Annotated in this window: 15 protein-coding genes; 12 read left to right on the top strand and 3 right to left on the bottom strand. The window is 47.6% G+C overall.

Annotated elements, in window-relative coordinates; genetic code table 11:
• Positions 1-8 precede the first annotated feature (8 nt).
• The 3 genes from FSB84_RS19965 to FSB84_RS19955 all read right to left on the bottom strand — a co-directional run bounded on the left by FSB84_RS19965 (position 9) and on the right by FSB84_RS19955 (position 6309).
• Positions 9-2990 (bottom strand): beta strand repeat-containing protein, encoded by a 2982-nt coding sequence (locus tag FSB84_RS19965; RefSeq protein ID WP_130539649.1) that lies wholly within the window; start codon positions 2988-2990, stop codon positions 9-11.
• A gap of 97 nt (positions 2991-3087) precedes the next feature.
• A complete protein-coding gene (locus FSB84_RS19960) occupies positions 3088-4293 on the bottom strand; it encodes an NAD(P)-dependent oxidoreductase (protein ID WP_130539648.1) in 1206 nt (401 codons plus the stop codon).
• Between the two features lie 117 nt (positions 4294-4410).
• Positions 4411-6309 carry an AAA domain-containing protein gene (locus tag FSB84_RS19955; RefSeq protein WP_130539647.1) on the bottom strand — a complete coding sequence of 633 codons (1899 nt, stop codon included), beginning with the start codon at positions 6307-6309 and terminating at the stop codon, positions 4411-4413.
• 136 nt (positions 6310-6445) lie between these two features.
• Here FSB84_RS19955 and aqpZ point away from each other — a divergent pair, with 136 nt between their 5' ends.
• The 12 genes from aqpZ (at position 6446) to FSB84_RS19900 (ending at position 22366) form a co-directional block, all read left to right on the top strand.
• The gene (aqpZ, locus tag FSB84_RS19950) at positions 6446-7126 is read left to right on the top strand and encodes an aquaporin Z (protein WP_127127545.1); all 681 of its coding nucleotides are present in this window, start codon (positions 6446-6448) and stop codon (positions 7124-7126) included.
• Positions 7127-7330: 204 nt separating this feature from the next.
• A complete protein-coding gene (locus tag FSB84_RS31185; RefSeq protein ID WP_225979834.1) occupies positions 7331-7774 on the top strand; it encodes a class I SAM-dependent methyltransferase in 444 nt (147 codons plus the stop codon).
• A gap of 62 nt (positions 7775-7836) precedes the next feature.
• A complete protein-coding gene (locus tag FSB84_RS31180; RefSeq protein ID WP_225979833.1) occupies positions 7837-8145 on the top strand; it encodes a hypothetical protein in 309 nt (102 codons plus the stop codon).
• Positions 8146-8482: 337 nt separating this feature from the next.
• Positions 8483-10507, top strand: a complete 2025-nt coding sequence (locus tag FSB84_RS19940) for a transglutaminase-like domain-containing protein (RefSeq protein WP_130539646.1) — start codon at positions 8483-8485, stop codon at positions 10505-10507.
• A gap of 6 nt (positions 10508-10513) precedes the next feature.
• Positions 10514-12715, top strand: a complete 2202-nt coding sequence (locus FSB84_RS19935; RefSeq protein WP_130539645.1) for a hypothetical protein — start codon at positions 10514-10516, stop codon at positions 12713-12715.
• Between the two features lie 43 nt (positions 12716-12758).
• Positions 12759-13196 (top strand): LytR/AlgR family response regulator transcription factor, encoded by a 438-nt coding sequence (locus tag FSB84_RS19930; RefSeq protein WP_158644021.1) that lies wholly within the window; start codon positions 12759-12761, stop codon positions 13194-13196.
• A 15-nt stretch (positions 13197-13211) separates the two neighbouring features.
• Positions 13212-13841: an RNA polymerase sigma factor gene (locus FSB84_RS19925; RefSeq protein WP_158644020.1), complete on the top strand. Its 630-nt coding sequence runs from the start codon at positions 13212-13214 to the stop codon at positions 13839-13841.
• A 79-nt stretch (positions 13842-13920) separates the two neighbouring features.
• On the top strand, positions 13921-15117 hold the full coding sequence (locus FSB84_RS19920; RefSeq protein ID WP_130539642.1) for a FecR family protein: 1197 nt from the start codon (positions 13921-13923) through the stop codon (positions 15115-15117).
• Between the two features lie 232 nt (positions 15118-15349).
• Positions 15350-19111 (top strand): SusC/RagA family TonB-linked outer membrane protein, encoded by a 3762-nt coding sequence (locus tag FSB84_RS19915; RefSeq protein ID WP_158644019.1) that lies wholly within the window; start codon positions 15350-15352, stop codon positions 19109-19111.
• 10 nt (positions 19112-19121) lie between these two features.
• The gene (locus FSB84_RS19910; protein ID WP_158644018.1) at positions 19122-20627 is read left to right on the top strand and encodes a RagB/SusD family nutrient uptake outer membrane protein; all 1506 of its coding nucleotides are present in this window, start codon (positions 19122-19124) and stop codon (positions 20625-20627) included.
• Positions 20628-20675: 48 nt separating this feature from the next.
• Positions 20676-21632: a hypothetical protein gene (locus FSB84_RS19905; protein ID WP_147122282.1), complete on the top strand. Its 957-nt coding sequence runs from the start codon at positions 20676-20678 to the stop codon at positions 21630-21632.
• A 26-nt stretch (positions 21633-21658) separates the two neighbouring features.
• Positions 21659-22366: an RNA polymerase sigma factor gene (locus tag FSB84_RS19900; protein ID WP_130539638.1), complete on the top strand. Its 708-nt coding sequence runs from the start codon at positions 21659-21661 to the stop codon at positions 22364-22366.
• Positions 22367-22391 lie beyond the last annotated feature (25 nt).

The raw sequence follows: 22391 nt of genomic DNA, 5'->3' as shown, positions 1-22391 counted from the left end.
TTCCCATTTTATTTTTTCACAAATGGAATAACCTCTGTGGCAGACTTCAAGTAATAGACACCTGGTGATAACGCATGCACGCTCACCTGGTGCTGCCCTGCTGAGAATTGTTTTCTCCAAATCAAACGTCCATCAGGAGCTACAAGGAATAGTTCGGCTGCCTGCTTTGTCTGAAATTCCAGCAATCCCCTGGTAACAGGATTATTGAATAACTGCAATGCAGCAGACTGTCCAAATTCTACTGTCCGGATAACACTGTAATCCGATTTTCCATTTATATCCCTTTGCAGTATCCTGTAGTAGTTCCTTGTTTTTGAAGGAGAGAGATCTGTATACTGGTAAAGAGAGGTCAAACTGGTTGTACCCGCTGCAGCAACAATTCCAATTTGCTTCCAGTGGACCCCATTCACACTATGCTGAACAACAAAATCCCTGCTGAGCTGCTCATTGGCAGTGGACCATTTTAGAACGATCCGGTCTTTGGAAGGATACAATTTAAAATCCAGCCAGGCCACAGGCAAGGTACTCAAATAATGAAAGGCGCCCATGAAAGGGCTTGCCGGACGCACCACACCGATATGATCAGGCTCATAGCCCGCCAGAACTGTACCTGCCAGCATATTTGCCGGAATATAACCGGTTGCATTCGTTCCTCCGGCAGTAACAAATCCCGGATCGCGGATAACGCTGTTGGCATCCTGACCTGTAATTACAGGAAGCGATGTTCTATTGCCTGAATAATAGCCGGCCACTCCTCCGGAATTAGGCGTGTAATAATCGTTGTAGTTCACCGTTAGCACAGGTGTTCCGGTCACGAACAAGCCATAATGACTGGCTGTGCCCATCATATTATTGCGTTCATTCACCAGGATATTATTGATAACTGCTCTGCCTGAAGGCAAATTGCTGCCCAGATACAATGCCGATGAATTGCTTCCCGGTCCCATATCTCCGGAAATGCTGATGGTATTGTAATAGAATTTATTGGCATTGCCTGGTTCCTGGCTGCCATCCAGGATACCGTTGATCGCATAACCATTGGTGATACCCGCTCCCAGGGCAACCACATTGTTGGAAAGCTCAGCAATACCATTGGAGACGCCGATATTGATACCATTGATCTTTGCCGCGGTACTGGACGATGAAAGCCGCAGGCCATGAATAAAATTGTTTCGAATTACCGAGCTGACATTATTCCCTTTGAAAAATATTCCGGTTACTTCCGTAGCCAGGTTTTCCGTATTCAGACATTCCAGTTCATAGATCCTGTTGCCGGAAATAGAATTGATGGAACCGATATTCTGAAAAACATCGATGCCCACCACACTGCTGAACTCACCACCAACAACCGTGTTGGATAAACTTTTCAGATGATGGATTACATTATTATCCACTGTTACATCGCCACCGGCCAACAGGAAAATACCTGCTGTATGTTTCAGTGTATTCACGTTGGGGCCAACAGCTTGCTGCGTGATATTCGCAATAGTATTACCAGAGATGATCTTATTGCCACCTAAACCAAGATTGGCAATTCCCCAGACCAGTTCATTCACCGGAGCATTATCACTGTTTGGTCCGATATTGATACTGCCGGCAGTAGTAACGCTTCCGATAATATTGTTTGAAATGGTTGTATTGCCTGCCGCCACATTCAATATACCTGTAAAGCTCTTGGCCAATGCAGGGCCGGTGGAATTGATCCCACCCATTGTATTGTTTTGAATATCCACTGTTCCATCAGCATCATTGAAGATCATCACTGCCGGACAGTATTCAGTGGTATTGGTGGGAAACAACTGAATAGCGCCTGTAACTGTCTGTGAGCCGATGGTATTGCCAGCAACAGTACCAATATTGGCGCAAACACCGCTTCCGGAAATATAGATAGCATTGAAATAACCAGGAGAATAGATATTATTGAGATTATTCTTCGCGCTCTGAAAGGATATATTCGTGATGGTATTGTTCTGCACGGAAGCAGGCGCAGCGGAAGTTCCCCCAGAAATATAGATGGCGTCGAATTGCGGCGCAGAAGCAGATGTGAACGTCATGGCGCTGCCGCCTGCATTCACCTGCGATCCCCCAATGAAATTCCCCTGTACCAATACGTTCGTTGCATTGTTTCCTTCCACTGAAACAGCCCGGTACGTATTGGCGGATATTGCATTCACCGGGGTAGTTTCATAAAAATGATTGTTCATGATATAGCCGGCAGAAAGAGTACCTGTGAAGACTACAGCCCTGGTGCCCGCGTCTGAACGGAAAAGATCATACACTTCATTACCGAAAAAAATGGCGGATGATGTTGCTCCTGCTGCATTCACATAGAAGGAACTGTAAGGGCGGTTCCCATTTGAATTGGTAATTCTGCAATACTGCAAAACAATATTCACCATATTGCCGGCGCCATCCGCAGTAAACAGACCACGCGTTGCGGAGCCGCCTGCTCCTTTGATTATTGCATTTTGAACAATATTGTTGGAACCTCCGTCACGCATCCGGATAACAGCAGCATTGGCGCCTGTATTCATATTTTCCAGGGTGAGATTATATGTGGCGCCCACTGTATTCAACCTGCCATCGATGGTAACATTTGCACAACCCACCAATTCAAGCAGTGGCCCGTTTATGTTTGCTGTAACTGCATAATTGCCCGTTGGATAAATTCTTATGGAAGAGTAACTGGCCGCTCCTGTTCCTGAAGCATTCAACACAGCTGTTCCGGACAATGTACTGCTACTGCGGATCTGAAGCTGGATACTTCCTGTTAAGGCACCAGTGTTGATAGCAGTAATGGCATCGTTCAAAGTGGCATAGGTTTGACCAGCACCCACTCCTGCTATTTGCGCGTTTGCAGAAAAATGAGGCGCAATAAAGAAGACAACTGCACAAAGAAAGATCTTTACTGATCCTCTATAGAGCTGTTTGAAGTTGGCATAAATGCGAAATGGATTACCGGGTTTGGCAGCAGCTACATGGTGTAACATGTACATTGTTTTTTTATCGGATATATGAATCCGGTAAAAATAATGTTAACAGCTGTATCAGCTTTAGACCCCGGGGTCTTAGATATTTGCGTGATGATTATTTTCCTGCTGCGTAATCTGCAAGATAATAATAGCGAGAGGTAAGTACGCCTTCTTTCACCATGGTAGCGCGTTCTATAACATCCGACTGATTGTTCTTCACAAGATCTTCCAGCACATATTTGATGAGTTGTTCTCCGAAATACCGGCTGGCATCACGCGGCAATTCATTGGGCAGATTGCCTACAGCCATTACGTCTACGCTTCCGGGTAAGTACGGTGCGGTTTTTTTGAAACTTGTTTTACTAACACCATAGACCGGATCTTCAATGGTCTGATCACCAAGATTGATCGGCACGGAACCGAATGCATCATCGGTAATATCGGCAATGGTATGCAAGCGCCAGGCAGGATCCTGCACGGCTTCACGTTCAAACAATCGTGGCATGGCAGTATCCCAGTAAATGCCATTCATCAGGATATCTGATTGCATTGCATAAGGCAGGAATTTGCAATTGTATTCAGAGGGATGATCGTGGAAATGCACCCGGTTGTAAGCACCATCGGTCTTACGTTCGTAGAGACCTGCACCTTTCAGTTGCGTATAGACGGGGTATGAATATTTTTTAAGAAGATAATCCTCAGGTTCCACTTCCACGATGCCCATGAGGTTCATGATTTCCAGGATCCCATGCGCCACACGGCCACTACCGGTGACCGCCACTTTCACAGGAGGAATCCTTAATCCGAAATAAGTATGGATGAGCTCGCGGAAACTCCTTTGCCTGTACACACGTACAAGATCATACGCACCTGAGCGATGACCATATCCCATCATCCCGTTATGCGCTCCCACAACTCCGGCAAAAAAACCGAAGCCGAGAATGCGTTGTCCGTCTTCATGCTCCAGGCATTCATAATCGATCAGGGTGATCTTACTGGAAATGATACTTTGAAAGAGTTCCTGGTTATAGGATTGTTTCTTGCGTGTATGTGAAAAGAAGAGATAGGTCTTGTTGGGGATCAGTTGGCTAACGGGCACTTCCTTGATGCCGAGAAGGATATCGCAATCGCTGATATCGTCCACAACCTCTATTCCGGCAGCCCTGTATTCCTTATCGGAAAAGCAGCGGCCAGGTGAGGATTGCGCAAAAATGCGGACCTCATCCGAGTTCTTATGGATCCACTTGCATTGTGCAGGCGTGAGCGCCACCCTGTTGTCTGCAGGGGTCTTTCCTTCCCTGATAAGCCCGAGTCTGATCATTTTCGTAAATTTGCCTTTTAAATGTACAATTCGATGTCCAATACCACCCTACTGAACAGGTTCTGGCAGGTTTTCAGAAAGATTTTCTTTCCGAAGAAAAGCTGCTGCAAATAAGTTCTAAACGCCCATATATTCCCAGGCGCTCTTGTAAGCTTCCTGCTGTTCTGCGTAAGCGATGAACCCTGCGTAATAATCATGCTGACTCAGTGTACTGCTGTCTCCCACCACTACCAGTTTTTTCCTGGCTCTTGTCATGGCTACATTCATGCGCCTGATCTCTGATAAGAAACCGATCCGGTTATCGTTGTTGCTGCGCGTCATGCTGATCAGCACCATATCACGTTCCTGTCCCTGGAAGCTGTCGATAGTATTGATGGTGATGCGATGCTGGAATGCCAGCAGCTCCGGTGTTTGCTGCAACATGGCTTTCAGCTCATCTATCTGTCTTCTGTAGGGCGAAATGATGCCCACCGTTGGAAAAGCGGCATCCCACTGCTTTTCAGCAGACAGCTGTTTCAGGTAATTGATACTGAATGCGGCTTCTTCCGGATTGGAGATAGCATTGCCACTGGTCTTCTCTTCAAATCCGCATCCTGCAGTATCGATGAATTGCAGAGGATGTTCATCATTGTTGAGCGTATGATTTTCAACCGAGGCATGTGCCTTGAGCTGGTTATCGTAGAAGGTGGCAGCTGAATAGCCCATGATCAGGCGGTTCATGCGATACTGTTCATTCAGCATCACTACTGACTGCGGATAGCGCTCCACCAGCTTTTCCAGCAATGTGAGGGTGAGACCGTTCTTCGCTGCTTCATTGGATTTCACGGTGGGCGGCAGTTGCAGGTGATCGCCTGCGAGGATCAGCTTGCGAGCTTTGATCACCGGCACCCAGGTGGCGGGCTCCAGCGCCTGTCCGGCTTCATCGATCACTACTGTATGGAATTTTCGTTCGCGCACCAGGTAATGATTGGCGCCGATCAAAGTAGCGGTGATCACATCGGCTTTGGCAAGAAGATCATCCACGATATATTGTTCGGTCTTCTCCACCTGCTTCATGATATTGCGTGCCTCATCAAAGAGGGCTTTGCGCTGGTCGCGCTCGGCCTTTCCGAAATTCCTCTTGTATTTATGGGCCATGTCTTTGAACTCGCCGGCCTGTTTCTTCAGTCTTTTTATCTCCTTGTTCGCTGTATGCTCCGCCATCTTATGGTCCATGGTGAGACTTAGCAGTCTTTCATTCACACGGGCGGGATTGCCAACGCGCAGCACATTAAGACCTGCATCGGAGAGCTTCTCACTGAGAAGGTCAACCGCAGTATTGCTGGGCGCCACTACCAGCACCTGCTGTTTATCTTTCGCCACCAGTGCTTTGATGGCCTGCACCAGCGTGGTGGTCTTGCCCGTACCAGGAGGGCCATGCACGATGGCCAGGTCTTCCGCGCTGAGGATCTTATTCACTGCTTCCTGCTGCGAAGGGTTCAGCGAAGGAAAGGGAACGGGAGATACATAATTTTCGAATACAGGTTCCTGTGAGCCGGTGAGGATCCGCACCAGTCTTCCTTCTTCCCTTTTCTCATTCAGGGCGATGGCCTGGCGGAGCGCCTGCTGCATTTCATCGTAACTGTTATCATCAAAGAGGAGGTCTACGCCGAGCTTGCCGTTGCGGCTCCATTCGGGCAGTTCATCCGTGCGGAGTGTGATCTTGATCTTGTTGGCGCCTACGTAGTTGACTACGCCTTCCACCCTGTCATGTTCCCGGTTGTGATTACTGAACAGGGCGGCGCTGGCGCCGGTGCGGAACTGGTGGGGAATGTCCTGGTTGGTAGTTCGTTCCAGCTCCACCGTTATATAGTCGCCCTTCGTGGGCTCGGTGCCGCGGATGGCCACGGGATACCAGCTGAGACCGGCTTCCCGGCGGTCGTTCACGGAAAGGGAGGAACTGAGCTGGCGGTACATTGCTTCATCTTCCTGCCGCTCTGTTTTCAGGAGATCGAGCAGCTTCTTGAAATAATCCATCGGGCAAAGGTACGTCGCGCAGGCCGTACCGGGAGAAAAGGTGCATTTCAGGTGCACAACTCCGTGGCCGGAATCCTTCGTTTTTCAAATCGTATAAGTATTTTTATGATATTCCTGACTTTAAAAATCAATATCTATGGTACAAAAATTTACGGCTGAGTTCTTTGGCACTTTTTGGTTGGTGTTGGGAGGTTGCGGCAGTGCCTTATTGTCTGCGGCATTTCCGGGTGTAGGTATTGGCTTGCTGGGTGTAGCCCTGGCCTTCGGTTTAACTGTACTCACCATTGCGTATTCGCTGGGTAGGGTTTCCGGAGCGCATCTCAATCCTGCAGTGAGCATCGGGCTCTTTGTAGGTGGAAGGATGCCGGCCAAAGATCTGCTTCCCTACATCATTGCACAGGTGCTGGGCGGCATTGTGGCCGCAGCTGTACTGTACGTGATCGTAACAGGGAATGGCAGCAGTATCGGCACTTTTGCAGCCAATGGCTATGCAGAACATTCACCCGGCGGGTACGACATGAAAGCGGCATTCCTCTGCGAAGCGGTAATGACCTTCATGTTCCTGATCGTGATCCTTGGCGCCACAGACAGCCGTAATTCAAACGGCGGTTTTGCAGGGCTGGCCATCGGCCTCACCCTCACCCTGATCCACCTGATCAGCATCCCCGTCACCAACACTTCCGTGAACCCTGCCAGAAGCATCAGCCAGGCGGTTTTCGTGGGTGGATGGGCGGTAGAACAGCTCTGGCTCTTCATCCTCGCCCCCATTGTTGGTGCAGCCCTTGCAGGAATAGTGTATAAAGCCCTCTGGAAATAGATTTCCTTTTGAACCATGATAATAGTACATTACAGAAAGCCCTTGTGAAAAACAGGGGCTTTCGTAATGTAATGAGTTTAGTCATTCCCTTATGGATCCTCCCTCCGGACCTTTCAGTCAGATAATTGGACTTTAGAGAAATGCCGTCCCCTTTTTAAACTTCTATCATTGCGCTCACATTTTAAAACAATAAAAATAAAAGCAATGAATCCAAACAAAGCACTTTGGGAAAAGGGCGATTTCACAAGGATCGCAGAAAGCATGCGGCAAAGCGGCGCCGGGCTTGTTGCTCAATTAGGCATCTCGAAAGGAATGGAAGTACTGGACCTTGGTTGCGGCGACGGAACTACCGCCATCCCCGCCGCAAAACTCGGGGCCAACGTACTGGGCGTAGATATTGCTTCCAACCTGGTAGCGGCAGGCAATCGAAGAGCCAAAGAAGAAGGACTTGATAATATTACCTTCCGGGAAGGGGATGCAACAGAGCTTCAGGGACTGGACGATCAGCGCTTTGACCTGGTGGTTACCATCTTTGGCGCCATGTTCGCCCCCAGGCCAATGGACGTGGCCAAACAAATGGTGCGCGTTACCCGGCCCGGCGGAAGGATCGTAATGGGTAACTGGATCCCGGGGACCCAACCCTGGTAGCACAGATATTAAAGATCAGCTCGGCCTATACACCACCCCCACCCGAGGGATTTATCAGTCCGATGTTATGGGGCGTAGAAGATCATGTGACCGAACGCTTTGGCGCCGCAGGCGTGGCAAAGGAAGACATCTCCTTCAGCAGGGAAACCTTCAATTTCGGGATCTCAGGTACACCATCCGAATTCCTCGAAAGGTTCAGGCTTTATTACGGACCTACTATGAATGCCTTTGATGCGGCAGGAAAAAATGGAAAAGAAGCAGAATTGCAACAGGAACTGGAAGACTTATTCAACAGGCAAAACAAAAGCGGTAATAACGAAACCACATTGATCCCGGCTACTTTCCTGAAAGTGACAGTGGCGCGCAGGTAAGCTGCCTCACTACCACCACCCGGCATTCCAACATAAAAGTACATTACAGAAAGCCCTTGTGGAAACAGGGGCTTTTGTAATGTAACAAGTCTACATAAGAGAAGCCACAATATTACTTCCCTCCCCGCTCCGGCAATCTGAAGGATGAATGAAGAAGAGAAAAACCTTCTTGAACTGTGGAAATAATCATCATAATTCATCATAAATTCGCAAACGAAACGTTACTCATTCCGCCGGAAGTAAGTTTCCTCTGCCTCCAGGCAATGGAACAGCCCACTTATCTCCACCGAAGTATCCATTAATTAAAGTGGCTAAACGCCTCAAACCCTTCACCCACATGATGCAAACCCATCCTGTTGCAGGTGGCTACAAACTATCTGCGCCTGTTGCCCACAAAAAAGCGGGCTTCATTTCCCTGTTACTCATACTCCTGGTTTCCGTCTGCTTCAACGCCCATGCACAACCGCCACTGGTTGAATGGCGCAATGCTGTAGCCCTGCCTGAAGACATCAACCAGGCCGAAGCTCTCGCAAGAAAATACCCGGATGATCCTTCCGCCATCCGCTTCATCCACCAGACCTTCACGTTCGACAGGGGCGAGAACAGCTATAAAGACAAAGTTGTCACCGTTCGCGAAACCTCCGAAATAGAGCTCATTGCCCTGCAACACAGGGCCAGGGCCTGGTACCCGCAGTACTACAACAATTTCGTGAAGATCATTCAGCACCACGGAACAGGCAGTACCAAGGGCAAAAAAGTACCTGGATTGTTTTACCAGTGGGAAGACAGATCAGTTACCGATGATGGCATCTTCTTCGACGATAACCGCATGCGCTTCTCCGCCTTCAGTTTCAACGGCCCGGGAAACACCGGCCAGATCAACGTTACAAAGGATTATCTCGATTCCAAATACTTCACCCGCATCTTCTTCCATGAACATTATCCCCTCCTGGAAAAAGTGGTCACTTTCAAAGTACCCGAATGGCTTACCATCGATATCAAGCCATTCAATATGACCGGCTTCAAAGTGGAGAAATCAGAAGAAACGAAAAAAGGATACACTTACTATACCTACAAAGTAGCTAACCTGGAAGCATCCAAATCGGAAAGCAGGCAGATCGGCCGCGCCTTCTCCGATCCGCACCTGGTGATCAGGGTGAAATCATACGAACGTAAAGGCGATCTCATCAAGGGTTTCGATAAAGTGGACGATGTATATAACTGGAACAACAGGATGTACACGATGGCCAGGAACGATCCTTCCAAACTCAAAGCCACCGTCAGCCGGATCGTTGAAGGAAAGAATTCTGACGAAGAAAAGATCAAAGCCATTTACTACTGGGTGCAGGACAAGATCCGGTATATCGCATACGAAGACGGCTATTCCGGCTTCATCCCCTCCAATGCACAGGATGTGCTGGAAAGCAAATTCGGCGATTGTAAAGGCATGGCCAACCTGCTAACGGAAATGCTCAGGTTACAGGGTTACGATGCACACTTCTCATGGATCGGAACCCGTCAGATACCTTATTCGCAATCACTGCCCGCACTTTGTGTGAACAACCATGCCATCACTACGCTCTACTTCAAAGGCAAAACATACTTCCTGGATGCTACCGAAAAATTCGTTCCCTTCGGAGAAGATGCTTACCGGATCCAGGGCAAGGAAGCCCTCGTCAGCAAGGGCGAGAAATTCGAGATCCTGCCTGTTCCCCTCACAGATGGCAAAGCCCACAAAGTAAGCACCAAAGCGGACTTCACCCTCAATGCACAAAACATGAAAGGGAATGTGCAGGTAACCCTCACCGGTAATGAACGCACAGACTTTCATCAGCTCTACCAGGACCTGGCTTCGGTAGACCGCGAAAAATTCTTCAAGAGCTTCCTGCAGCTGGGTAACGACAATATCGAAGTATCCGGTATCACCAACAGCGATCTTTCCAACCGCGAGATCCCCGTTCAGCTCAGCGGTGTGATCGATCTCTCCAACCACGTGCACAGGATCGATAAAGACCTTTTCCTGAACCTCGACTTCTTCCCCAAAACACTGGGGTCCTATATGCCCGATGAAAAAAGGAAAAGAGGATACGAGTTCAACTCTGTGCTCACGTATGAAGATGAGTTCTCACTCACCATTCCCGGCGATAGAAAATTCACGGATGTGCCGGAGAAACTGCAGCTCAGTTTTCCGGGATATGAATTCAGCGGCGAATACGTAGTGAACGGCAATAAGATCACGCTGAAGAAATCGCTCACCATCAAGAACAGCACTATCGATAAGGCTGATTTCGATAACTGGAAAAAATTCCTGAAATCCATTAAATCTTTCAACAGTTATTATTTCAGCATTACCCAAAAATAAGACCCGATGAATCTCAAACTATACACAAGATTATCCGCTCTCCTGCTGGCGCTGGGCCTCGCTTTCAGCACAGCCAATGCTCAGAGCTATATCACAGGGAAAGTGATCAAATCGCTGGCCGATAATTCTGCGGAAATGCTGAAAGATATGCCCGCTCCTTTCAAGGTATCGCAAACACCTTCGAAATGGGACAAGGAATCTGCCGTGATCATCGGGTATTCCCGGAATATCGTAATGGATAAACAGAACCGCAGCGCATTGAGCTCCGTGAAATTCCTTTACTTCTTCGAGAAGACCAGGTTCCGCATCAAACTGCAGGACAATAACGCCGTGAACAAATTTTCGGAGGTCTATTTCCGTTACTCCAGTTATGATGATGGATTTACATTAAGACTCATCAAACCAGGCGAAGCGCCCCGCGTGATCGATCCGCAGAAAGCCGTTGCCTGTCCGCGCGGAACAGAGATCCCCGAATACTTCCAGAGCTTTATCAACTCCGCAACAGGACAGGAATATTCCTATTACAAACTTCCTGTGCGCGACCTGGAGCCCGGTGATATCCTTGAATATGTGTCCACCACCAAGAGCTCCATCGAAGTGAGCTTTGCAGGTTACCTGGAACTGGCTCCCCAATACGAGATCTGCAGCAAGGAGTATCCCCTCATGTACAACGAGATCGGGATCGATACCGATAACAAAACATTCTTCAAATCACTCGCACTGAACGGCGCACCATCCTTCAAAAAAGAAGCAGGAGCAGAAAAAGGATTCTTCCGTTTTGTATTTGTTGATAAGGACCGCGACCGTTTCAAGGATGTGAATTTCGTTACGCCCCTCATGCAGTTCCCTATCGTGAAATTCCAGGTGAACTACGCAAAAAGCGAAGACGCCAGAGGCGCATTCATCGGCCAGATCGGTGAACTGAAAAGCAATTTCAGCAAGGAAGAGCTGGCGCAAAAAGCATGGGACGATATCGAAAAACAGAAGAAGATATTCTTCGGTGAAAACAATATCACCGTCAATGGCTTACTGGCAACGCTGCGCGGCATCGATGCAAAAAAATGGACAGAAGAAGAATATATCAACCGCAGCTGGTACCTTATCAGGAACCGGGTGCTGTACCAGAGATCATACCTGTCTGACAAAGAATTTGTGTGCCTCTTCAATGGCGTGCTGGAAGACAGGAAGATCAAACCTGAACTGGTGATCTCCGTTAGCAACCAAACCGGTAAACTCAACGATATCCTGTTCGACAGCGAGATCCGTTACATGATGAAGCTGGGCGACAAATTCTATTTCAATCCCAGCGATTACTCCAATCCTGGAGAACTGGTGGAATCACTCACCGGCAACGATGCCTATATCGTTTCCGAGCCATCCGGACGTAATGCGCCTCCGGGCATCAAAGCCATCAAACTGCCGGATACCAAAGCGGCAGACAATATGCAGGTGGAAGAATTCGACACCGAACTGGATGCCGGTATGGAAAAACTCAGCGTAACCCGCACTTCCGCTTATACCGGTATCTACAAGGCAAAGAATACACGCGAGCTGCTGAGCTATCATCCGTTCATCTTCAACGATTATCAGTACTATAACGGTGAAGACCCCACGGCAAAAATGAAGCAGAAAGAACAGGAAAGGTATGAGACCAATGTAGCAGCCGCCAAAGATGAATTCAAAAAGAAAAGACCTGAACTCTCCAAAGAGAACCTCCAACGCGAATACCAGCAAAAAGTGAACGATGTAAAGTTCACCCTCATCAATGATGGACGCTCACCTAACAAACGTACGCTCAGCTTCCGCGAACAATTCGAGCTCACGGATATGGTGAAAAAAGCAGGAAAGAAATACCTGGTGAACCTGGCCGGACTGATCGGCGGACAATTACAGATCAAAGACGAAGAACGTACACGCGAATACGATATGGATGTGCGCTATCCGCGAAGCCTTAACTGGACCATCAATTTCAAAGTACCTGCCGGTTATACCGTTTCAGGTCTGAACGATCTGAATACAAAAGTGGAACATGCCTGCGGGCTTTTCCGCATCGATGCAAAAGAACAAAATGGAAAAGTGGTGATCAGCATCGAGAAGACCTACAATGCCAAACAGGTGCCGAAGGCGCAGTGGAATGAGATGCTGACATTCATCGATGCAGCTTATAACAGTTCATTCAAATTTATTCTGTTGTCTCCGAAATCATAAATGGATTTACTCAGAGCACCTGCAGTCACTCACCTACCGGCGAGTGACTTTTTTTTGTTCGCCTCCGGCGAGCTCTGTATCGCCCGACAGTCCAAAGCGCCGCTTCAGCCACCTGTTATGCCTCTTCATTAAAATCAAGAAACATGAGAATATCCCGTTGCTGCTGGAAGAGATCGTTTACCTCCAGGCGGAAAACAAGATCGTTCACGCGACCGACAGGAACGGCTACCGTTACATGCTTGACAAACCACTGAGTATAATGGAAACCGAGCTCAATCCCCTCTCCTTTTTTCGAGCCAACCGGCAATATATTATCAATATCAATTACATCAAACGTTTCAGAACTGTAGAGAAGGTAAAAGTGCAGGTAACGATGGATCTGATGATCGGCGAACACAGCGTTGTGATCAGCCAGGAATCTGCCGCTGCCTTCCGGAAATGGATCCAGTACGCGGACAGATATTTTTTGCAGCTCTTGTGAAATATTTACTATAGTTTGCGGATATTAAATGAATTACAATCATTGTATCCCGGAAAACATAATGAAAAGGAAATAATACAACGCCTGCTGGAAGGTGATGAACAAACCTATCGCCAGGTATACGACCAGTACTGGAACAGGGTCTATGGCGTTGCGCTCAGTTTCCTGAAGTCCACACAACTGGCACAGGATGCCGTACAACTTGTATTTGTACGCTTATGGGAAAAGCGCAGCAAGCTTAAAGACGTTTCTCATTTCGATGCATGGTTCGCAGCACTGGCCCGTAACACCATCATCAATGCACTGGAAAACCGGGCTTTCCAGCTCGCCGCCGGCCCGGCAGATGAGCTTACTCCTCCTGATCTTCTTACCCCTGGTTATTTGCTGGAATACAAAAGCGCCGTTGCTTTGATAGATGAAGCAGTGGCAACACTTCCTCCGCAACAGACTGCCGTTTTCCAACTGAGCAGGGAACAGGGATTATCCTATGCTGAAATTGCGCAACAACTGAATATTGCTCCAGCCACCGTGAAAAGCCATATGGTCCGGGCACTGAATGCCATCAGGGAATATGTACGCCTCCATTCCGGCGATATTTTCCTCACAACCTGGTTGCTGACCTCTATCCTTGAATATTTTTTTTAGCACTCACTGCACCTGTTCGTTTTCTTAACCTGTCTTATTTATTTACCGGGATCTTTTGAAGACCCGTTAAAACCTTATTATGGAATCACCTGACGTATTTTCACGATTGTTGGATAAGTACCTGACGCAAACTATTACGGCTGAAGAACAGCAGGAATTCTTTGCGCTCATAAAAAGTAAAAAACATGTACCGGAGCTGGAAGCCGTTGTGGCAGAAGCGCTGGAAGACGCTTCCTTCGATGTTGCTGAAGACCCGGTTTTACGCGAGATCATTTTTGAACGCATCCTGCAACAAAGGGAAACACCGGTACGCAGGGTCCCACTCTACCGCCGCTGGGGATGGGCTGCTGCCATACTGTTGTTGCTTGGAGGGACCGTATATTTCTATGTAACCGGCGATAACCGGAATAAACCTGTTATTGCAGAGCAATCACGCAACAATAAGAGTATCCAACCGGGAAGCAGCAAAGCGCTCCTTACCTTATCAGATGGTACTGTCATTCCCCTTGACAGTGCAGCTACCGGCGCAATCGCACAACAAGGCAACGCATCCGTGATCAAGCTGCCCAACGGGGAGGTCCGCTATGATGTAAATGGCAGCGTTTCCGGTAAAGTGATGATGAATACAATGACCACTCCCAATGGTGGCCAGTACAACCTTGTGCTGCCAGATGGCTCAAAGATCTGGCTCAATGCCGCTTCTTCCATCACCTATCCCGCTGCATTTACCGGAAACGATCGTCAAATAAAGATCAGTGGTGAAGTGTATATGGAGATCGCAAAAGACAAAAGCAGACCATTCCTGGTTGATATAGATGGGAAGTCAACTGTAGAAGTGCTGGGAACAAGTTTCAATATCAATTCCTATACAAATGAAGGAAGGATCAAAACAACATTGGTACAAGGCTCTGTGAAAGTGGCCAACCTGGAAAAGAACGGCCGCCGCAACGGCAAGGGAGTTATGCTGCAGCCAGGACAACAGGCCGTGATCACCGGCAATACAGAAGAGATCAGGATCCAGACTGCCAATATTGAACATGTACTGGCCTGGAAAAACGGCTTCATCAATTTTGAATCTGTCAGCTTCCAGGAGATCATCCGGCAAATAGAAAGATGGTATAATATCGATGTGCAAATTGAAGGGCCGATGCCTAATGTAAAGATCGGAGGAAGAATGGACAGAGGCGTTCAACTGTCAGACCTGATGACCTTCCTGAACAACTTCGACATTCGCACGAGACTTGAGGGAAGGAAATTGATCTTGAGCCAAAAGTAAAATTTAGAAAAAGAAGGATCTGGAATCAACTGATCCGATCAAAGATTCTTACCCAAAAAAAAGCCGGAAGTGCTTGCTACACTGCCGGCGAAAAGTTTGGGTAACGAAAATAAAATAGTCGTCGCAGACTGCTACCACATCACCCAAACTACGCGAAAGTATGCAAAAAACTGCTGTCTTTGGCCGGCCTGTTCGTGGGAACAACCGCCTTTTAACCAAAACTCTGTTAGTTATGAAGCTAACCGTATTCTACTTAACCGTAGCCCTAATGAATGTTTCGGCTGCCGCCCTTTCCCAGAACGTTGACCTGTCGGTCAAAAACGTTCCGCTTAAACAGGTTTTTACCATGCTCCAGGAAAAGACGGGATTCTCTTTTCTTTATGGAGCACAAACGTTGAAAGAGGCGCAGCCGGTTACCATCGATGTTAAGGACAAATCCCTGACCGAAGTACTCGACGAGATACTGAAAGCTCAGCGATTGACCTACGTAATCAGGAGTAAAACAATTATTGTATCTCCGCTTCCCATTACACTGTTTTTTGAAGGACAAATTGAAATCCCCGGCGCCGGTGGGTTGACAGACGCCATACCAATCAGGCTCAGGATCGTGGACCAGGATTACAACCCGCTTTCCGGAGCATCCATCTCGGTAAAAGGCGCACGGAATTCGGGCGTAACCGATGCGCAGGGCATGCTCACCATCAATGCTGAAATTGGTCAGACCCTGACGATCTCCTTCGTGGGCTTTAACAGCATTGGCATTAAGATCACTTCGCCCGTCACTGCCCTGGTGGTGTCTTCCCAAAACAAAGCTGTTGCCCCCGGTACAGGCGTTGGCGTAGCAAGGAATGGCCTGCTCAGCGGCCAAACCATTACTGCCAGCAATGAATTATTTTTCATTACGCTTACCAAAAAAGCCGAACAACTGGACGAAGCGGTTGTGTATAACGGTTATCAAAAGATAAAACAGAAATACCTCACCGGATCTGTGAGCTCACTAAGAATGGATTCTATTTTTCAACCAGGTTTAAACACCGTGGACAAAATGCTGGAAGGTCGTGTACCCGGTCTCATGTTCATGCAAAATTCAGGACAGGCAGGCGCTGCACCCAAACTGCGTATCAGGGGCACTTCCACTTACCTGGGTTCAAGAGAACCGCTTTGGGTAGTAGATGGGATTGTTCGCACCAACCCCATTCCCATTCCTGCAGAAAGGATCAACGATCCGGATTTTGTGAACCTGCTTGGCAATGCCATCTCAGGACTGAATCCTTACGACATCGAACAGATCGATGTTTTGAAAGATGCAACAGCCGCTGCTCTCTATGGTGTAAGGGCTGCCAATGGCGTGATAGTGATCACCACCAAACGCGGAAAGCCCGGCCCTCCCACTGTCAACTACAATGTAACAGGGACCTTCACACGAAGACCGAGATATACAGACAGGGCCATTTATATGATGGATTCCCGCGAGCGGATTGACGTATCACGTGAAATGATCGAAAAAAAGATGAAGCTCCGCGGCGGTGCGCTCGAAGCCTATGAGAAAGACATCATCGATTATTATGAAGGAGCGATAGATTATGAAACTTTCAAACAGAAAGTAGACAGGGCGGAGTCCATCAATACAGACTGGCTCGGCAATACGATGCGTGATGTTTTTGCCACCAATCACACCCTCAGTGTATCCGGCGGAACAACCTCTGCATCTTACCGTGCATCCGTGGGATATCGAACAGAGCCGGGAGTGATCAAAAAAGAAAGCAACGACCTGTATACCGGTACATTCAACATGCAGTTGAATTACAGGAAATTCAAAGCGGAATTCAATATCCAGCTGAACAAGGAGAAAAGAAGATATACTCCATCCGATGTTGGGATTCTCAATTACGCATATAACACCAGCAGGGCCATCCCGCTGCGCAATGAAGATGGCTCACTCTACTTCTATTCAACCGTTAATTCAAATACGATCATCAACAGTTTCAAGGATCTCAAATCAATGAATATCGAGAACGAGATGAACCATACCGGGGAAACGGTTGAAAGCAATGAATACAATGCCAGTGTAGACCTCAGCTACGAGATCGCGAAAGGGATCCAGTTCAATTCCAAACTGGCATATACCGGCGGCAACTCCAACCACGATATCTGGTTTGCAGAGAATACTGAATGGGTTACAGAACAAAGAAGGATCTCTTACTTCCAGGATATCTTTCAACCGGGCCAGGATGAGATCCCATTCGGTGGCGAGCTCCGCCATCAATCAGTGAGGAGACAGAACTATCTCATCAATGGGCGTCTCAGTTTCAACAGGTACCTGGATCAGCAGCACAAACACCAGCTCACTTTGGAAGTTGCTGCAGACCTGACTTCCAACCGGAATAGTCAATTCAGTCAAACCAGCAGGGGCTATTATCCTGACCGGGGATATAGCTTCGCCATGATCGATCCTGCAATCTATACAAGCTACGCCGGCTGGGCGGCGAACTTTGGCAGACCCCGCATCATAGAAGGATTGCAGAATGCTGTTCGTCCCTTTATTACATCCACCTATATTTTCAATGAACGTTATGTGCTCACCGCTACAACCAGCCAGGAATTCTCGAACTCCTTTGGTTCAAGAAGCAATGAAAAATTCCTGCCTACCTGGGCATTGTCAGGCAGATGGAATATTCATGAGGATCTGTTACGCAATATGCAATGGGTAGATCAGGCAGCCCTTCTGGTTTCCTTTGGCACCCGTGGAAACATGCTGCCCGGCCAAACACCTTATACAATTTTTGAGAAAGGCCCCATCGATCCATTCTATACGGCGCCAGGTTCCAGCATTACTGCTTTCCCTAACCCAGACCTGGCCTGGGAAAAAACGCAGGATTACAATGGTACGCTTCAGTTCTCTATCCTCAAAGGAAGAGTGAACGGATCCATCGGTTATTTCTATATCAAAACCACCAATGCCTTCCTTGACAAGAAAGTTTCTGCCATCAATGGAGCACCCAGGAATACTTACGTGGTGAATGGAGGAACACTGGAAAATCAGGGAGTGGAAATGAGTTTGAATTTCAAGATCATCGACAATTTGGGCGCCGGTAAGAAAAGATTCATGTGGCGTTTTGATCCGCAGCTTGGCCAGGTATTCAACAAACTCATCAATAACAGCCTCAACAATCGTAACGTATTGGTGGATGCAGCCACGCTCACCTTCCAGGATTACCTGAATGGCAAAGTGCCCGTCAATGGGAAATCAGTGAACACCTTTTTTTCCTACCGGTTCAAATCGCTTGACCCCAATCAGGGATTTCCGATTTTCTATGGAGCGGAACCGGAAAACAAAAATGAGCTGAGTGCGAAATACAACAAGATGACGAAGGAAGAAGTGTTCAGTCTGGTGATGGTTGAATCCGGAAGAAGAGAACCTGTATTGCAGGGAGGCATCAACAACTCCTTCGTATTGGGTAACTGGACCCTCAATGTAACATTCACTTACAGTGTAGGCAATAAGATCAGGTTAATGCAGATCGCATCGGGCAATTACGGCACTTTCAGGCCCAGCTCGCAACAAAATATGCGCAAGGAATTCGTGAACAGATGGCGATATCCCGGAGATGAAAAATTCACCAATATCCCAGGCATCCTGGGAGCTCCCGGCGTAGTGGATTTCGACAGGTTTGGCTGGTGGGGAAATCCGGCAACCCTGGTAACCCGTCAGTTTGCCACTGATTATTACCAGATGTATGATTTCTCTGACCTGCGCGTGGTAAAAGGAGATTACGTGAAGCTGCAATATGTTTCGCTGAGCTACAGGTTACCCGAACAGTTTTGCAGGCAATTATCCATCAAGGGAGCAACTGCACAGATCACCGGCAGCAATCTCTTCACCATTGCCAACAAAGCGCTTCGCGGGCAGGATCCATCACAGTCAGGTTCCGCCCCCAATATCAATCTTTCAATCAGACCGGTATATGCATTCAACCTCAATCTCAGCTTCTAAAACCAACACTATGCATTCACCTGCCAACAGGATCTGGGTACTTTTTATTTGCATACTCTGCATCAGTAGCCTTTCCTGCAAAAAATTCCTTGCTTCATATTCTCAGAACAACAGCTTTATAGAATCAGCAGCCGATCTTGATGAGCTGCTGGTTGGAGATGCATACGTGGACCAGTATATGGAATCCGCTCCGGAAATGCTGTATACGATGGATGATGACGTTGCAGCCCTCGTCCCTACAGCCATAAACAAACTGTGGGAGCCAACTGGCTTTCATTACTGGAAACAGCAGCCACGCATGAACTCCGATGGGCAACTGACCAACAACGACCCCTATTTCAACGATCTGTATAGCAAGATCGCCCGTATCAATACGATCCTGCATAATGTACCATTGCTGAGGGCAAAAGGCCAGCCTGCTGCTACATTGGACCGCATTGCCGGAGAAGCCCATTTCCTTCGCGCTTTCTATTATTTCCTGCTGGTGAATATTTATGGCAAACCGTATAAACCTTCAACTGCAGGTACCGATTATGGCGTTCCCCTGAAAACAGATCCGGCCATCAAAGAGCAATTTGCTTCACGAAGCAGCACCGGGCAGGTATTTGATCAGATAGTTGCTGATCTGCTGGAAGCAGAGAAAGAACTGACAGGCGCCAATGAAACTTCTACCATCCGCGCCAACCAGGCAAGCGCACAGGCATTTCTCAGCAGAGTGTACCTGTATATGGAAAATTATGAACAGGCAGTTCTCTATGCAGACAAGGTGATCAGCAAAGGCCAGTACAAGATCACCAACCTGAATACGCATCCCGCAGGAAAGGATTTTCTGAGAAAGAATTCACCCGAAGTGATATTCACCATGGGCGCAAACCGGGTAGCCAATATTATGCGACTATTTGAAGATGTATCGTCCAGCCCCGGCTACAGGGCATCGGACGACCTCATGATCAATTATTCTACGCAGGATCTGCGCCTTCAGGTTTTCTTTTCACCCAACAGCAAAGGCCATATGAGAGTTGCTAAAAAAAGAGAGGTCGAAAATTCCACTACCGACGATGTATCTGATTCCTACCTGATACGCCTATCCGAAATCTATCTGAACAAGGCCGAAGCCCTGGCCGCTCTCGACCGCACCGAAGAAGCACGCAACACTATTCAGAAATTCAGGGAGAACCGTTTCAGGCCCAATGAGCTCCCGCCTGTCAGTTCTGAAGGACTGGCACTCATCAATACCATACGCGATGAGCGAAGGATGGAACTGTGCTGGGAAACGCAGCGCTGGTTCGACCTCCGCCGTTACGGGGTCAACACCAAATACCCTTTCAGCAAATCCATCCGGCACCGCTCTGTTGTTTACACCGGGAACGGATATGCAGACAATGGCTATTATGAACTGGGCCCCTATGAACAGGATGCAGCTGCTTATGTAGTTCCCATTGCCAACGATGAGATCGAATTCAACCAGGGATTACTGACCAATGAACCCAGGCCGGCACGTCCGCTAAAACAATAAACGGCCTATCATTCATCTCAATTCAACATCATCATGAAACTTAATTATATGAGCCTTTCAACTCCTTCCACACTCGCCTGTATGCTGCTGGCAGTGATGTTGCTGACTGCAGGCTGCCGCAAAGAGAAATCCACCGGGCCCAGCGACCTGGATCAAAACTATTTCGTGATCGAAGACAATCCCAATGATCCAATCGATCATTCGATCTATGAATTCTATAAAAGCACCGGCATTGCCAGCTTTTATAATGATACCATTTACAAGAGAAAGGTCAGTAAAGAAAACGAATACCCGGAACGCTATACCTATGTAACACTATCGCTGGAATACATGCCCCTGGAAAACATCTGGACCTACCACGTCCCGCTTTCATCCAGGGAAAAAATACCGGCATTGCTGGATCTCATGAAAACGGATGTAGTACCCAAACTGCCGGACGTTCGGCTATTCCCCAGCATACTGCTGATTGATTCATTCATCAATTATATAAATACAAATATCCAGGTATCACATGGCTGGACAACATTGTATGGGTTCAATACACTTGGCCTTGTAGTGAAGGATGTGGAAGCGATGAGCAGCGCAGACAGAAAAATGTATGCAGCTTCCATACTGGCAGGTATCGCAGAAAAAAGGGTCAACAAGGTAACAGGCACAAGAGTGCAAAATGAATTCCTCAGCGTTTCAAGAGAGGCATCAAAAAACCTCTTCCCTTTTGAGGTGGATATCTATTACGGAATTCCATTCATATACCTGATCCCGCCGGACCAGATACCACCACCGAATGATATAGGCTTTCTCTTTTATCCAACTTTTGACATGGGCGGATTTCTAGTGGATAATATGCTGCGCGAAACAGATGACATCAGGGCATACCTCACTGCCGTATTTTATTATACTGAACAGGAATTTGCCGATCTGCATCCCAACCAGACTCTCCTGCTGAAAAAATTCAACAGTATGAGGAGTTTCGCCAAAGAAGCCGGATTCAAAATCCCGGAATAATAAGTTGAATGGATAAATGATCTTACATGACCACTATCACCCAATACAAGCCTTCACCTATGTCAGTACAGGAATATCCCTGCAGGGATGTTCCTGTGCATTTTTTTCATTACCAGTTCACCAGGATCGTGGATAACTGGACGGCACATCTTCAATACACCGCCTGGCAGATCACCAAAAACAAACAGGTAGCGGAAGACATTGTGCAGGAAGCATTCCTGGCGCTATGGCAGCATAGAGCAAAGATCATCCCCGAAAATCCTGTGGGATGGTTGATCAAAGTAGTAACCAATCTATCAGCCAGGTATATACGCGATAAGAACATACAGGTTCGCATACACAAAACATTGAGTGAAGCAGAAAGCTTATCCTGCACACATGTGGAAGAAAACCTCATTGTAAAGGAAAGGCATGTTTTACTCAACCATATTTTCAACCAGCTTCCTTCACAGCAAAAAATGGTGCTGCATCTCAGCAAGGAAAAAGGACTGAAGAGAGCAGAGATCGCCGCCTGCCTGCAGCTTTCACCCAACACAGTGAAAGTGCATCTCAACCGTGCTGTGCAATTTGTAAAAGAAAATCTCACCTGCATTTCAATATTTGTACTGCTCTTTTTTTGTAACAATATTTTTTTCAAAAAGAGTAATACAAATGACGGGCTCATGGAATTGTTTAATAAGAGATATCTGGGCAGCGTTATCACACAGGTCACATTTAATTCAATAAAACAATAACAGCATTCTGTCTGCGGACAGTCTG

Source organism: Pseudobacter ginsenosidimutans (genome assembly GCF_007970185.1).
Classification (GTDB): Bacteria; Bacteroidota; Bacteroidia; order Chitinophagales; family Chitinophagaceae; genus Pseudobacter; species Pseudobacter ginsenosidimutans.
This window is presented reverse-complemented; position numbering and strand designations above follow the sequence as displayed.